The following is a 15,165-nucleotide window of genomic DNA, read 5'->3' as shown; positions in this document are numbered from 1 at the left end:
GTTTCGGTTTTGCCTTGAATTGTGCGCCTCGCAGCGGTGATATGGACCCTTACGGGGATTCCCCCGCACGCAAGGACGATATGGCTGAAGACCTGATCCGCTACGATATTCTGGCCCAGGAAGCGCTGCGCGGCGTTGTGCGCAAGGTGCTGTCCGAAGTGGCGCGGACTGGCTTGCCCGGCGACCATCACTTTTTCATCTCCTTCGTCACCAAGGCGCCCGGGGTTCGGATGAGCCAGCGGTTGCTCGAGCAGTACGACAAGGAAATGACCATCGTGCTGCAGAACCAGTTCGGTGCGCTCAGGGTCAGCGAGACCGGCTTCGAGGTCGAACTCTCCTTCGACGGGCGGCCGGAACTGCTGGCGATCCCGTTCTCTGCCATCAAGGGTTTCTTCGATCCTTCGGTACAGTTCGGCCTACAGTTCGATGTCGAGCGGGTGGCCGGCGAGGACGCCGAAATCGAGCCCGAGACGGCCGACGAACCGCATGCGGCGGCACCGGCGAAACCTGCCGCTGCTCCCGAAGCGCAGGGCGAAAAGGTCGTGAGCCTCGACAGCTTCCGCAAGAAGTAACGGCGCGGTGGAGAAGCGCTCGCTGACCATTGCCGGGCACCGCACCAGCATCGCCATCGAAAGAGAATTCTGGGCCGGGCTCGAAGCGATGGCGCTGGCGGGCGGCAAATCAATTGCCGCAGTGATCGCCGAGATCGATCAGGAGCGCGAAGCGCCAAACCTCTCGTCGGCGGTGCGGCTCGCGGTGCTCGCCTGGTACCGCGACCGCGGTTAGTTCCCCAGCCCGATATCCATCGGTCGGTTGAACTCTTCGGGCGCCTTGCGCAGGTCTTCCTCGTCCTTTGCCTTTTTGGCCGCTTCCTCGTCGGCAGCCTTTTTGGCGGCAGCCTGCTCTGCCGCTTGTTTGGCGGCAGCCGCTTCGGCGGCCTTGCTCGTGGCGGCCTCGTCGGCAGCCCGGATAGCGGCAGCTTCGGCGGCGAGCCGAGCCTTCTCGGCTTCTTCGGCCTGGCGGCGCGCCTCGTCCTCTTCGCGCAGCTTCTCCAGTCGCGCCACTTCGGCCTCGTAAGCCTTGACCATGATGGCGTCGACCAGGCCCGAGACGTCGAAGGTCCGCTCGGGCGCCAGCAACGTGCCGCCGAGCCTTGCGGCAACCCGGGCCGAGCCGGTGGCAACCAGAGCGGCCGGCGTCACTGTCGTCGGCGCGATGGTGTAATCCCCGGCGAGCCCGAGATCGCTGAGGTGGAGCGAGCCGCTGCCGAACACCTGGCCACCCTCCCCTTCGATCGACAGGTTAGGGCTGCGCAGCACGCCGCCCGCGATATTGAAGCTGCCAGTCACCTGCGGGGCGAGGAATGGACCGTCATCCAGGCGATCCTCGATCAGCGCGCTCAGTTCTTCCGGCTGCATCTCGAGCACCTTTTCAGCGTTGGCCACCTGGCTCAGCGCCTGCGGATCGAGCCGCTCGATCTTCAGCCCGCTCACCGTGTAGGTCCCCTCACCGGTCAGCGCGCCGATGATGCCGGCGACGGAGCCGCCAGTGCCGTCGAACCGGCCAGAGGCATCGAGTGTGCCGCCGAGGGCGTCGGCGACCAGCGGCGGCGCGATGTCGTCGAGGGACACCCCGATCAGCGAGATCCGTCCGGTGACCTGTTTGTCGGTCAGCGGCCCCGAGCAGCAGACCGCGAGCTCGAGGCCGACCGAGCCGGTGCCGAGCTTGCCGGTGAGCCCGCGAAACCGCGTGGTAGTGGCATCCCAATCGAGATCGAACGCCAGGTCGGTGACCAGCGGCTTGCCGGCTATCGCCAGCGCCGGAGCGGTGATGGAAACGCGCCCGGTGGTGGCGCGCGCGCCGGCGCCCGTGGCAAGCGGCCCATCCGGCCAGAGGCCGTTGCCGGAAAGCTGCGAGGCCGGCCCGGTGAGGGTTTGCAGCAGCCCGCCGATGTCCAGCCGTCCCGCGGCAATACTGCCGCTGACCGCCCGGGTGGCGCCACGGCTCGCCAGCTTCAGGTTGCCGGTGAAGCTCTCCGCGCCGGAGGTGCCGGTGATGTCGGAAAGCTGAACGTCGGAGAAGCCGGTGAAATCGACCCGCGCGGAAGCCGCTATCGCCGGCAGCGAGACACCGCCCGCCCCCAGCCAGTCGGCAAAGGCGGTGGGATCACCAAGCGTCGCCTTGATAGTGCCTTTGCCGCTATAGGCCGCCGGATCGGTGACCACGAGATTGCCGGAAAAGCCAAGCGAGTCGCCGCCGCCTTCGACCAGCACGGTGGTTTCAAGGCTGTTGGCGATGTTGCCATCGATAACACCCACCAGGTGCACCGGCTCGCCCACGCCGAACAGGCTGACCTCTCCGAGACCCAGTTGCGCGGTCATGGCGGTCGAGTCGGCTGACTTCATATCGAGCCGAAGCTTGACCGGTCCTGATAGCGCACGCAGGAAACCGGCCCGCAATTCGGCGTCGGCGGCGACTTCGGCAGTGCCCAGGCGGCCGGAGATCGCAAGGCTTTGTGCTCCGTCACCGCTTGGCGCATCGAGGCGCAGTGCCAGGTCGGCGGGTAGCGACGAGGTGAGAAAACTCTCGATGGCCGGCGATGCGCCGATCGCCTTGTAGAAGCTCGCCAGCGCCGGGGCATCGGCGGAGGTCACCGTGAGCGTGCCTGAGCCGGAGAGTTCCGGTTTGGTGATCGAGCCGAAGGCGGTGAGCGAGGCCTTGAACCTGGCGCCCCCGAGATCGCCGGCGGAAATGTCGTCCACCACCAGCACGCCACCGTCCCACGAACCGCGAGCCGAGAGCGCCCGCCCGTTGAGTCCGCCCAGCGTCATGCTGTCGGCGACCAGCTCGAACTCGCCCTTTGGGAAGCTCGCCGGGAATGCCGCATCGGCACTGAGATCGGGCAGCAAGGCGAGCAGCGCGGCACTGCGCGCCGCGTCGAGCTGCCCCATATCGGCGGTGATGTGGAGGTCCGGCGTGGCGCCCAGCCCGAGCTGCGCCGAAAAGGACCGCGCCTCGCCGTCGAGTTCGACCCGCCCGTCACTGACCGACAGCGTCTCGCCGACCAGGTCGACCCTGGCTTCGATCGATCCCGGCATGCCGAACAGCGGGTTGCCGTCAGCCGGCTTCCGCCACAGCGTAGTCAGCGCGTCGAGCCGCTGCGACTGCAGCGACAACGTGCCGGAGAACTCCGGGCGGCCGGTCTCGGTGGTGACGTCGCCACTCAGCGATACGCGCGTGTCGCCCGGCAGGATTCCCGTCAGCCCGCGGACCGTCCAGCCGCCCGCATGGGCGGTCGCATCCAGCCGGACGTTGCGGAGAGAGAACGCCCGGAGGTTCACTTCGGACACATCGAGGCCGATGGTGCCCGGGATGCCGGGGGCAGCGGGGAGCGGCAGTTCGCGCAGCAGCCGGACCAGCTCATAGGGCTCGACCGCCTGCTCCGCCGTCGCGTCGCGCGGCGGCAGCGCCAGCAGGCCACCCGAAATCACCGCGTTGAAGGCCATGCCGCGCCCCAGCGTCACGTCGGCGGCGCCAAGCAGGCGCGTCGCGGCGCGGTTCTCGTCGGGGATCACCACATAGTCGGAGAGCAGCACCTTGCTGGGGCTGGCTTCGATCTTGCTGGTCATTACCAGGTCGCCCTGCCCTGCATCCTCGGCCCCCGCCTTGGCCGGCCTCGGCGGCGGCTGCCGGTAGGTCATGGTGCCGGTGAAGCCCGGCGTCAGCCCCGGGGTCAGGAAGCCCTCGGCAGCAAGAGTGAAGCGCTCGTCCGCCGGCCTCAGGGTCATGGCGAGCGACCCGCCGCCCTCGGCGTCGAGCTGACCGGTGGTGACGCGCAGCGCATAGACGGCGCCATCGACATTGCCGGTGCCCTGGAACGAGAACGGGCCGCGCAGCGCCTCGAGCTTCAGGTCGCCGGCGACGTTCGAGGCGATGTAGGTCTCGCCGGCCCGCGCGTCGTGCAGCTTGACGGTACCGCCGCTGACCACGGCGTTGGCGACGGAAATATTGCTGCTCACTGCCTTGGCGAGCGCGATGCCCGCATCCACCGAGCCATCGGCCGCAACGTCGATCGACACGGTTGGCCCATCGAGCTGCAGCTCAGTGACGTTGTAGCGATCGCGCAGGAAATCAATCAGCGAGAAATCCGCCTCGACCCGCTCGACCGTCAGGTTCGGCGCCTCAGGCGGCCCGGCGCTGACATTGGAGAAGGTCAGCTTCGGCTGCGGCAGCAGCGAAAACGACACATCGCCTTCGATGCGCACGGGCGTCCCCAGCACCTCCCCGGCGATGGCGGCGAGACGGTCGCGATACTGCCCCCAGGGAATGAAGCTGGGCACGACAAAGGCTGCGGCGAGCAGCAGGATCGCAATGACGCCGACGACGATGTAAAGCCGATTGAGCACGGGGGCCGGTGAATCCTTGCAAAAGTGCAGCAGAGTTTAGGCAATGGCTGCTGCCGCGTCACGCGCCGAACAGCAGGTCTCTGTCATTATCGCTGCGCTGAAGGCATCCGGTCAGGCCCGGGCGAAAGGTGAGTCCCCTTAGGGGTCTACATCCATTTCTTCTTGCGCATGAATAGGTAGATGGCGACCCCGAGCACGCAGAGGAAGCCGGTCACGATCCAGAACGCATAGGGGCTGTCGTGGAACGGGATGCCTTCGACGTTCATGCCGAGGATGCCGCTGATCACGGTAAGCGGCATCAGCACCACCGTCGCCGCTGCCAACAGCAGCATGGTCTGGTTCATCTGCTCGGCGCGGGTATCGAGCAACTGCTCGTGCACCAGCACGGCGCGCTCGGAAAGCGTCTGCATTTCGTCGCCGAGCCGGGCCGTGCGGGCCGCCGCCTCGCGCAGGCGGACCCGGTCGCGGGCAGTGAAGAAGCTGAGGTCTTCGATTTCGAGCGTCGTCAGCACGTCGCGCTGCGGCCAGATCAGGCGGCGCATGTTGATCAGCGTGCGGCGCAGATGCGCCAGCCGCGAGCGGGTGTCGCCGGCACGGTTCATCATCAGCATCTCCTCGATGCTGTCGAGGCTGTCGCCCATCCGCTCGATCAGCGGCTCGATCCGGTCGGCGGCGCGGAGCGCCAGACGGGCGACGAGGTCGGCAGGCGACACCGGCGCGTGGTGCGTCTGCTGCCATTGGGTGATGCCGAGGAACTCGACGATGTTGAGCTCGGAGGCGATGATGACCCGCCCCTTCTCGATCCACAGCGTCAGCAGCTGCCGGCCGACATCCTCAGGATCGGCGCCGGGCCGGGCAACGCGCAACACCACCAGCGCCCGATCATCGAGCACGGTGCAGCGGCTGCGGGTCGACGGCACGGTGATGAGGTCGGCGTTGAAATCGCCGAGCTCGCGCTTCAGCCAGACCTTGAACTCCGGCGCCCGCGAGTTGCCCGAGATCAGCGCAAAGCCCTTAGCCGGGGTGGCGAACGTCGCCTCCTCGGCCTCTTCGAGCTTGCGCACCCCGCCGCGGCCATCAAACTGGACGATAGTCATCCAGTCCTTGATCGGCTGGCGCTGGTTGCTGGCCGGCATTGTTTCGCCCATGGAGGCTCCGTTAGCTCAGGCGTGACAGAGCCTCGGTGAGGCGGGCACGGCGATCCTCCGCCTCGGCGCGGCGGCTGCGCTGTTCTTCGATCACCTCTTCGGCGGCCTTGGCAAGGAACTGCTCATTGCCCAGTTTCTTGTCGATCTTGTCGATCTCGACCGTCTCCTTGGCGATGTCCTTCTTCAGCCTACCGCGCTCAGCATCCAGATCGATGACACCGGCGAGCGGCAGCACGAAAGTGGCTTCGCCGAGGACCAACTGGGCGGAATCGCGCGGCACATCCGAGGTGTAGTCGACGCTCTCGAGCCGGGCGAGCCGGGTCAGTGCCGAGAGATTGGCCTCGACGCGGATGCCGGTCGTCTCCCCGGCCCCAACCACCAGCAGCTTCACCTTGGCGCCGGCCGGGACGTTCATTTCCTGGCGGACCGAGCGGATGCCGGAGATCAGCGACACCAGCCAATCGAGCTCGGCCTGCGCCTCGGGATCCTCGAGGCCGGCCAGTTCCGGCCATTCCGAAATGATCAGCAGCTTTTCGCGCGCCGGGCCGCTCTTGCCGGTCTCGGCCCACAGCTCCTCGGTGACGAAGGGCATGAATGGGTGCAGGAGCTTCAGGATCTGGTCGAGCGCGAAGGCCGCCGTCGCCTGGGTCTCGGCCTTGGCAGCCTCGTCCTCGCCGGTGAACACCGGCTTGGCCAGCTCGATGTACCAATCGCAGAAGGTGCCCCAGACGAAATCATAGGCCGCATTGGCGGCTTCGTTGAAGCGGTAGTCGTCGAGCGCGGCGGTGACGCTGGCCACGGCGCGGGCAGTCGAACCGACAATCCAGCGGTTGATGGCGAGGGCGTTCTTTTTCGGATCGAACCCTTCGACCCGGACGCAGCCGTTCATCTCGAGGAAGCGCGCGGCGTTCCAGAGCTTGGTGACGAAGTTGCGGTAACCCTCGACGCGGGAAATGGCGAGGCGCATGTCGCGGCCCTGCGCTGCCATGGCGGCCAGCGTAAAGCGGGTGGCGTCGGCGCCGTATTCGTCGACGAGGCTCAGGGGGTCGATGACGTTCCCCTTGGTCTTGCTCATCTTCTGGCCCTTCTCGTCGCGGACCAGCGCATGCATGTAAACGGTGTGGAACGGCTCGGTGCCGGTGAACTCCAGCCCCATCATCATCATTCGGGCGACCCAGAAGAAGATGATGTCGAAACCGGTGACCAGCACGCTGGTCGGGTAGTACTTCTTGAGCTCAGGCGTCTGGTTCGGCCAGCCCATGGTCGAGAACGGCCACAGCGCCGACGAGAACCAGGTATCGAGCACATCTTCGTCGCGATGCAGCGGCACCTTGCTGTCCGAGAGCTCGGCGAACGGATCGCGGTGCTTGCGCATGTTCCAGGTGTCGGCGTTCAGCCGGTCGCGCTGTGTGGTGTCGAAGCCGGTGACGGCCTTGGCATAGTCAGGCGCGGTGGCGCCGCCCTGATAGACCTCGATCTTGCGCGCGCCGTAGTAGGCCTGGGCGAGCTTGACCGCCTCGGCCTCGTTGTCGGCGACAAAGCACTTGAGGCCGGCATCGCGGTTGTTGAAATCCGGATCGGTGCTGAGCCGCGGGCCATACCAGGCCGGGATCTGATGGCCCCACCAGAGCTGGCGCGAAATGCACCAGGGTTTGATGTTCTCCATCCAGGCGTAATAGGTGTTTTCGTAGGCCTTGGGGACGAACTTGGTCCGCCCCTCCTTGACCGAAGCAAGCGCCGGCTCGGCCAGGATGTCGGCCTTGACGAACCACTGGTCGGTGAGGAACGGCTCGATGACGATCAGCTTCGACTTTTCGTCGTAGGGGACCATGATCTTCTTGTCGTCGACCCAGACGAGCACGCCCGAAGCCTCGAGCTCGGCAATGATCTTGGCGCGCGCGTCGAACCGGTCAAGCCCGCGATATGCCGCCGGCACGGTGTTGTTCAGCGTGGCCGTGGTGGTGAAGATGTTGATCGGCTTCAGGCCGTGGCGCTGGCCGACTTCGAAGTCGTTGAAATCATGCGCCGGGGTGATCTTCACCGCGCCCGAGCCGAGCTCGGGGTCGGCATACTCGTCGCCGATGATCGGGATGCGGCGGCCGACGAGCGGCAGGATGACGTGCTTGCCGATCAGGTGCTTGTAGCGCTCGTCCTCGGGATGCACGGCGACCGCCACGTCGCCGAGCATGGTCTCGGGACGGGTCGTGGCGACAGTGATGGTCTCCTCGCTCCCCTCGATCGGGTAGCGCAGGTGCCACATCTTGCCGTTGGTCTCGATGTTCTCGACTTCGAGATCGGAGATGGCGGTTTCGAGGCCGGGATGCCAGTTCACCAGGCGCTTGGCGCGATAGATCAGGCCCTTCTCGTAGAGCGTGACGAACACCTTGCGAACGGCCTCGGAAAGCCCCTCGTCCATGGTGAAGCGCTCGCGCGACCAGTCAGCGGAGGCGCCGAGGCGGCGCAGCTGGTTGAGGATGGTGCCGCCGGACTCGGCCTTCCACTCCCAGACGCGCTCGAGGAACTTCTCGCGGCCCATCTCGCGACGACCGGGCTGCTGGCGTTCGGCCAGCTGACGCTCGACGATCATCTGGGTGGCGATACCGGCGTGGTCGGTGCCCGGCTGCCACAGCACGTCCTTGCCGCGCATGCGCTCGAAGCGGATCAGGATATCCTGGATGGTGTTGTTGAGCGCGTGCCCGATATGCAGCGAGCCGGTGACATTGGGTGGCGGAATGACGATCGAGAAGCTCTCGGCGCCAGGCTTGGCCCCTGCCCCAGCCTTGAAGGTGCCGGCCTTGTCCCACTGCTCGTAGATGCGGGTCTCGACGGCGGCGGGGTCGTAAGTCTTCTCAAGCATCGGTGGTTTCCAACGGCAAACGGCCCGCGCGCACCAAAGCGCCGGCGGGCCCCAGAACTCAGTGGCTAGGTCTAAAGCAAAGGCGTGAGGGGGAAGTCAACACAAACGCATGTGGTGACGCTGTTCTGCCATGCAAGGGACGACTGAGAGAGACGGCCCCTCCCGGCCTCCCCCTGAAGGGGGAGTTGAAGAGTCGGGGTTGTGGCTTGATCGAGCCCCGCTCACCGGCGGAGCACGCCCCCCTTCAAGGGGGAGGATGGGAGGGGCCGTCTGCTTCAGGTGCCGTCTATTTGCCGCCGCGCGAAACCCGGGCGATTTCCTTTTCGACCATCCGCTCGACCACCGAAGGCAGGTTCTCGTCCAGCCATTCCTTCAGCATCGGGCGCAGCATCTCGCGCATCATGTCTTCGATGGTGACGCCGCTGGTAACGGTCGACAACCCGGAGAGGCGGGCAAAGGTGCTCTTTACCGCCGATTGGGTGGTCGGCTCGAGCAACTCCTCGGCGAGATCAGCAGAAAGCGACGGATCCGGCATCGGCGCGGCGGCGGCAACCGAGGCGGCCGGCCGTGGCGCCGGGCGCTCGTAGACGGGAGCGGCGGCGCGTGGCGGCGGGGCGAACACCGGAGCCGGAGCGGGCTCTTCTTCCTGCTCGAAGGAGATGTCGTCGGGGTCGATCAGCGTCGCGTCCAGTTCCGGCGCCGGGGCGCTGCCGCCCAACAGTTCGGAGAAGCTGAGACCCGGCTTGGCGCCGTCCTCGGCTGCGGTGTCGCGCAGAATCTGCTCGGATGAAAGCGCCAACGGCTCGGGTTCGGGCTCGACGGGACGCGGGGCCGGCTGCGGTACGAAGCTGCGGGCCGGCGCAGGCGCCGGCATTACCGGCTTCTTGGGTACCGCCCCGGCATCGTCATCGGCGATGATCTGCCGGATCGAGGACAGGATTTCGTCCATCGAGGGCTCTTTGGGCGCCGGCTTGTTCATAACTGCCTCACATTACCCGCCAGATACGCGGCCGCACTTTGGGCGGATTCGGCGACACGACCGAATCAACTGCATCCAATTTAGTGCAAGCAATGGCGCTTTGTGAATCGGCGGCACACCAGCCGTAGCGTCTTCCCCCAGGGATTTCCGGGGGAAGACAGTCGCGTAGCGCTTGACCCGGAGCGTCAGGCGAGCGCCGCCCGATTGCGGACGATGGTGTAGACGAAGATACCCATGCCGATGATCGTGGCGATCGACGCAACCTGGGCCAGCCATTCGCCCTGCCCCGAGGTCGCCATGGCGACGCCGATACCGATGGTCAGGGCGCCGAGCAACGCCACCCAGAAATGCACCAGCGCCAGCCGCGTCTGCGCGGCAGCCGGCACCAGTTTGTAGTAGACGCCGTAGATCACCATCGTGACGAAGCCGATGAGGTTGTTGTGGGCATGGCCCGGCGACAGCGTGTGATCCTGCGTGATGGCCATCTGGATGCCCCACGCCATCCCCAACAGCGCCAGGACGGCGCCGACGGCGATGAACCAGAACGGTAGTGCTTTCATAGTTCCCCCAAAACTGCGGACCGCCCCTCGCGGCCGCATCAAAAAGGCCGCGATGCGGACTGCGCATCGCGGCCTGATTCTGAGGGTATGCCTCGGCCACATCCCGGTCCATGCGGACCAAGGGCGGCCGCGACTATCAGTCGTCGCTGAGGGCGCGGAGCTCGGCCCAGACATCCTCGACATTGGCGATATAGCCGTCGGCCGAGTGCATCGCGACCTTGAGGCCCAGCACTTCCGGCGACAGCTTGCCGGAGGCGGCGAGCAGCGAGAAGGCAGCGATCATCTTGGTCGAGCGCGCCGTGATCAGCGATTCACGGGCGGTGGTCAGTTCGGCCTGGGCGTTGAGCACGTCGAGCGTGGTCTTCTGGCCGACATCGCGCTCCTGGATGGTGCCATCGACGACCAGTTGGCTGGAGCCGACCGCGGCCTGCGCCGAGTCGATCTGCGAGGTGGAGTTCTGCAGCGTCGACCAGGCGGAGATCACCGACTCCTTGATCTCGTCGCGGGCCGACAGCGCGTCGACCTCGCTCTGGATCTGCTGGATATTGGCCTTGCGCAGGCTCGCCGACAGCGCGCCGCCCGAATAGATCGGGATCGACAGCGACAGCTTGGCGGAACCGCCCAGCGCGCTGCTGGTCCCGCCGAGCTTGCTGGAATAGCTGGTGGTCGCATCGATCGCGCCGATCAGGCTGAGGGTCGGGCCGAACGAGGCACTGGCCGCATCCGATCCGGCCTGCGCCACGCGGATCGCCGCGCGGGCCGACAGCAGCGCCGGATGACGCTCCTGCGCCGAGGCGATGGCACCGTCGATCGAAGTGGGCAGCGACTTGCCGAAGTTGAAGTCGGAGCTGAGGTTCTTCGGCTTGTGGCCGACCCAGCGCTCGTAGCTCGCCTGGCTGGTCTGCAGCGAGGCGATGGCCGAGCGGTAGAGCGCCACCGCGGCAACCTGGCGGGTCTTGGCCTGCGACACGTCGATCTTGGTGCCTTCACCGAGGCGCAGGCGATCTTCCGAGGAGCTCACCTGGGCATCGAAGAACGCCATGTTGTCGGACCGCAGCTGCACCAGCTGGGTATCGCGGATCACCGCGTAATAGGCCTGCACCACCGCCAGCAGCACGTTCTGCTCGGCGTTGCGCAGCGCGTACTTCGCCACCTCGGTGCCGGCGCGGGCCTGCTCGATCTCGGCGTCGGTCTTGTAGTTGTCAAACAGCGTCTGGCTGTAATTGAGGCCGGTGGAGAAACTGGCCGCGGTGTTGAACTCCCCACCCTGCGGCTGCTCCCAGGAGCCGCCGATGCTGCTGGACAGGCCGAGCGAAGGCAGCTTGCCGGATTTCGCCAGCGCGATGTTCTCGGCAGTCGCCTTCACGTTCAGCAGCGCCGACATGATGTTGGGATTGTTCTGATACGCGCTCTCGAGCGCCGCCCTCAGACTCTCCGCATGCACCGTCGCCGGCAGCATGCTCAGTGAAACGGCAAGGGCGCCCGCCCGCATTGCCCCCAGGAAACGCATAGTCAAAACCTCCGACAGCCTTCCGACGTTACGTCGGGCACATGGGACGCACAACCTCGCAACTCAAGTGTTGCGAGGTTTTAACCTTGGAAATGTTTGGTCCCGTGATTAGCCGGCAACACTGCCGAACCGCGGGTCAGTTAGAAAACGACCGGTTCAGAACACGAAGGCCTCTACCCGCGGCACTTCTGCCAGCGGCGGCAGCGAGGTATTGAACTCGCTCCGGCCGGCAACCTCGCCGCCGGATTTGACGAAGATATGCGCGACTGCCGGGCCGCCATTGGCGATCAGCGCCACCAGACGCCCGCCCTCGCGCAAGAGGTGGAACAGCGGCGTCGGCTCTGCGGCGACCGCCCCCTCGACGACGATGACGTCGAAATGATCACGCGGCAGCCCTGCTCCATCGAAACTGCCGACGGCAATCTCGGCATTGGCCACATTGGCGGCCTCGAGGTTGACCGTGGCCTTGCCGGCGAGCGCCGCATCCATCTCGAGCCCGGTGACCGAGGCGCCCAGCAGCGCCAATACGGCCGTCGAGTAGCCGGTGCCGGCTCCGACATCGAGCACCCGATCGGTTGCGGCGATCTCGGCGAGTTGCAGCAGCTTGGCGAAAGGCGCAGGCGCCCCAAGATAACGGCCGCCGCCCAGGGCATGCGACACATCGGCATAGGCCAGCGCCTCACGATCGGCCGGCAGGAAGGCCTCACGACGGACCGTACCCATGGCAGTGAGGATCCGATGGTCCATCACGCCGCTGGTGCGCAGCTGGTTATCGACCATCTTGAGGCGGGCATTCGTAAAATCGGCCATATCGGCTCCCTCGGGCTGGAGGCGTCAGGCAGGTGCATACGCCCCGCAGATGAATGCTTCAAGGATGCCGATCGGCAGCGCACAAGGTGCTCTGCCGGGGAATGTGGCAAACGCCCAGGCGAGCAGACGCGCGTTGGCGCTGGAATGGGGATGTCTGAGAGAAGGTTGGAGGCCACATCCGGAATCGAACCGGAATACACGGATTTGCAATCCGCTGCGTAACCACTCCGCCATGTGGCCTCACCGAGGCGGTTCATATGGCAGAGCAATTCTTGATGCAAGCTGAACGGGATCAATGATGACGGCATTTCTGAAGGAAGCGCCCGCATCGCTTGTGTCCGCCTTGGTTTTCCGGCCTTGTTCTCAGTAACAGGACCGCGCCTTGCCCTCGACACCCATGCCCAGTGCCCCGACGAGACCGCACATCGACCGCGCGCAGAAGCGCCGGGAGCTGCTCGCCGTCACCGAAACGGTGGTGCTGCTCGAGGCGCCGGCCGGCATGGGCAAATCCATCCTCTTGGCGCAACTGGCGGAGGAGTTGGGGACCAGCGTTTACCGCTCAGCCGCCGCACCAGTTGAAGCCAGCCTCCCGGTTACCGTGTGGGACATCCCGCCGGGCAGTTCGCCCGATCCCCTGCCCGAGGCCTTCGTCTCCGGCGACCGGCGGATCATCATCGCCAAGCGGCCGGAGACGGTGCTGCCGTCGCTCGATCGCGCCGCTGTCTACGGCCACGTCCGGCGTCTTGGCGTATCGGAACTGCTGATCGGCCGAGACGAGCTGCGGCAGGCGATGCCGGCGCGGCTGGCCGAGCGCGCCTTCCAGCAGTCGCGCGGCTGGCCGATCCTGCTCGGCCGATCGAGCCCGGGTGAAGAGGAGATGGCGCGCTTCCTCGCCAGCGAGCTGCTGGCGCCGATAAGCGCGGTCGAACTTGTGGCTCTCGCGGCCTGGCTCGACGGCAACCCCACCCCGGTGGCGAGCTCGGAGTTACTGGCGCTGCTCGATCCGGTTCGCCCGGCGCTGCGACATGCGCTTGCCGCGGAACTCGCCGCGCGACGCGCGCATCCCCAACGGGCGGCGGAACTTGCGGCGGCCTATGCCGGACAGGGCTGGATGACGGATGCCATCACGACGTGGCAAGCGATCGGCCGCTTCGACGAGGCCTCCGCCGTCTACGCTGCCGGCGGTGGCCGGTTCTACCTCTACCGGCACGGGGCCGCGGCGTTTGATCGCGTGCTCGCCGGCTTTCCGTCCGACTATGCGCTCGGCAACGACACGCTGGTGATGAGCCTCGCGATGCAGGCGCTCAAGCATGGCGAGGTGGCTCGTGCCCGCCGGCTGCTGGCCGATCGCTTCGGTAGCGGCATCAACGACTTCCACAGCGTCTTCACGCACCGCGAGAAGTACAGCACCGACCTGCTCGCCTTCCGCGTCGTCATGCTGATCTACGAGGATTACCAACTGACCGACGAGCTGTTTGAGCAGGTCTTCGACACCTTGGGCGACCTGCCGCTCGACGATCACATCGTGCGCGGCAGCTTCTACAACTCAGTGTTAGAATTCTACATCCGCGGCCGGCGCCTCGCGGCCGCCGAGGACGTCGCGCAGCGCGCCCTCTACCACTACGAGCAGGCCAAGGTGCCCATGCTCGCCTTTTACATCAGCCTGCACCAGGCGCTGGTGCGCCTGCTGATGGGCGATGCCAACAATGCCCGTCGGCACGCCGAGCAGGCGGCGCGTTACCTGCACGCTATCGCGTTCGACAGTCCGGGCGACGAGCGCCTCTTGGCGCTGCTCAACGCCTGCATCGACTACGAAGGCGGTAAGCCCGAGCCGCTTGCCCGCTTCCTCAGCACGGAACTCGACGATTTCGTCCACGGCGAGATCTGGCCCAGCCTGATCGAGTTCGCCCTGCACTATGGCAGCCAGGCGCTGAGCGAGCACTTTTCCACCCTCGCGGCGCGGAATTTCCTTGATCGCTGGCGGGTCTACCAGATCTCCAACCGGCAGTTCGGCCTGATGATCGAGCTGCGCGAGGCGGCGATCCTGCAAAATGCCAACCGCTGGCAGGAGGCGGCCGAGAAGATCGCGGCCCTCGCCACTCGCATCACCCGCTCATGGGTTGCGGCCGCCGGCGAGGAACTCGAGCGCCTTAAGGACCGCGACGAGATCGTCCAGGCGATGATCTGGCTCCGGCACATCGTCTATGAGCAGCCGACCCGCCCGCATCTCGAGCGGCAGCTTGGCTTTATCATCGGCAACCTGAACCTCACCGGACGCCAGCGGCTCTGCGCCGAAGTCTGGCTGGCCTTCGTCCACAAGCGGCAGCGCAACCTGTCGCGGGCGCGGGCACTGCTGCAGAAGGTGTTCGAGGAGGCAGCGCGGCTCGGCGCCATTGCCCCGCTGGCCGAGGAGCGGGTGTTCCTCAGCGAACTGGTGGAGCAGCAGCGTATCGGGGAATATCTCGAAATCTCCGCCCCGGTCCGCCAGGTGCTGCGGCGCCTGCGCGATGGCGGCCTGCCCAACTCGGCGCTTGGAGCCCAGAACGGGCTCAGCCGGCGCGAGACCAAAGTGCTGATGATGATCTCCGAGGGATCATCCAACAAGTTCATTGCCAACGCGCTCGGGCTCAGCGAGGCGACGGTAAAATTCCACCTGTCCAACGCCTACCGCAAACTCGGCTGCAAGCGTCGCCGCGAGGCGATCAGCGCGGCGCGTGCCCTCGGACTGGTGAGCTAGAACCTAGCCGATTTAGTCGAAAACCTAGCCTTCTTTGCGCCTTGAGCCTGATACCCGCATGTTGCGAAGCTTCCCCTATCGGGCTCGTGCGACCGCAAGGTGACAGCGAGCCCCGAGGGGCGCCGGCGCAGCCGGGCAGTCTCCGGCGCGCGGGGCTC

The 15,165-nt window shown here is 66.2% G+C and carries 10 protein-coding genes and 1 tRNA gene; 3 read left to right on the top strand and 8 right to left on the bottom strand.

Annotated features, from left to right (window positions below):
- Nucleotides 1-80: 80 nt before the first annotated feature.
- Both ASC89_RS05695 and ASC89_RS05690 read left to right on the top strand, forming a co-directional pair.
- Nucleotides 81-572: an SspB family protein gene (locus ASC89_RS05695; protein WP_055878507.1), complete on the top strand. Its 492-nt coding sequence runs from the start codon at nucleotides 81-83 to the stop codon at nucleotides 570-572.
- Nucleotides 573-579: 7 nt separating this feature from the next.
- Nucleotides 580-786 carry a ribbon-helix-helix domain-containing protein gene (locus ASC89_RS05690; protein WP_055995664.1) on the top strand — a complete coding sequence of 69 codons (207 nt, stop codon included), beginning with the start codon at nucleotides 580-582 and terminating at the stop codon, nucleotides 784-786.
- On the opposite strand, the gene ASC89_RS05685 is transcribed toward ASC89_RS05690, so the two are convergent.
- The 8 genes from ASC89_RS05685 to ASC89_RS05650 form a co-directional block, all read right to left on the bottom strand.
- Nucleotides 783-4,406, bottom strand: coding sequence for an AsmA family protein (locus ASC89_RS05685; protein WP_055995661.1), 3,624 nt, complete (start codon nucleotides 4,404-4,406; stop codon nucleotides 783-785). The genes ASC89_RS05690 and ASC89_RS05685 overlap by 4 nt on opposite strands.
- A 146-nt stretch (nucleotides 4,407-4,552) precedes the next feature.
- Nucleotides 4,553-5,554: a CorA family divalent cation transporter gene (locus ASC89_RS05680; RefSeq protein ID WP_055878514.1), complete on the bottom strand. Its 1,002-nt coding sequence runs from the start codon at nucleotides 5,552-5,554 to the stop codon at nucleotides 4,553-4,555.
- Between the two features lie 10 nt (nucleotides 5,555-5,564).
- A complete protein-coding gene (locus ASC89_RS05675; RefSeq protein ID WP_055878515.1) occupies nucleotides 5,565-8,411 on the bottom strand; it encodes a valine--tRNA ligase in 2,847 nt (948 codons plus the stop codon).
- A gap of 286 nt (nucleotides 8,412-8,697) precedes the next feature.
- Nucleotides 8,698-9,360 carry a PopZ family protein gene (locus ASC89_RS05670; protein ID WP_162247909.1) on the bottom strand — a complete coding sequence of 221 codons (663 nt, stop codon included), beginning with the start codon at nucleotides 9,358-9,360 and terminating at the stop codon, nucleotides 8,698-8,700.
- Between the two features lie 215 nt (nucleotides 9,361-9,575).
- Nucleotides 9,576-9,950 carry a hypothetical protein gene (locus ASC89_RS05665; protein WP_055878519.1) on the bottom strand — a complete coding sequence of 125 codons (375 nt, stop codon included), beginning with the start codon at nucleotides 9,948-9,950 and terminating at the stop codon, nucleotides 9,576-9,578.
- Nucleotides 9,951-10,086: 136 nt separating this feature from the next.
- Entirely contained in the window at nucleotides 10,087-11,460 is a 1,374-nt protein-coding gene (locus ASC89_RS05660; protein WP_082528061.1) for a TolC family outer membrane protein, read from the bottom strand.
- A 156-nt stretch (nucleotides 11,461-11,616) separates the two neighbouring features.
- On the bottom strand, nucleotides 11,617-12,270 hold the full coding sequence (locus ASC89_RS05655; protein ID WP_055878522.1) for a protein-L-isoaspartate O-methyltransferase: 654 nt from the start codon (nucleotides 12,268-12,270) through the stop codon (nucleotides 11,617-11,619).
- A gap of 166 nt (nucleotides 12,271-12,436) precedes the next feature.
- Nucleotides 12,437-12,510 (bottom strand) — tRNA-Cys (locus ASC89_RS05650).
- Between the two features lie 142 nt (nucleotides 12,511-12,652).
- On the opposite strand from ASC89_RS05650, the gene ASC89_RS05645 reads away from it, so the two are divergent.
- Entirely contained in the window at nucleotides 12,653-15,007 is a 2,355-nt protein-coding gene (locus ASC89_RS05645; RefSeq protein WP_244488404.1) for a LuxR C-terminal-related transcriptional regulator, read from the top strand.
- Nucleotides 15,008-15,165: the final 158 nt, after the last annotated feature.

The organism is Devosia sp. Root413D1 (assembly GCF_001425235.1).
Taxonomy (GTDB): Bacteria; Pseudomonadota; Alphaproteobacteria; order Rhizobiales; family Devosiaceae; genus Devosia_A.
This window is presented reverse-complemented; position numbering and strand designations above follow the sequence as displayed.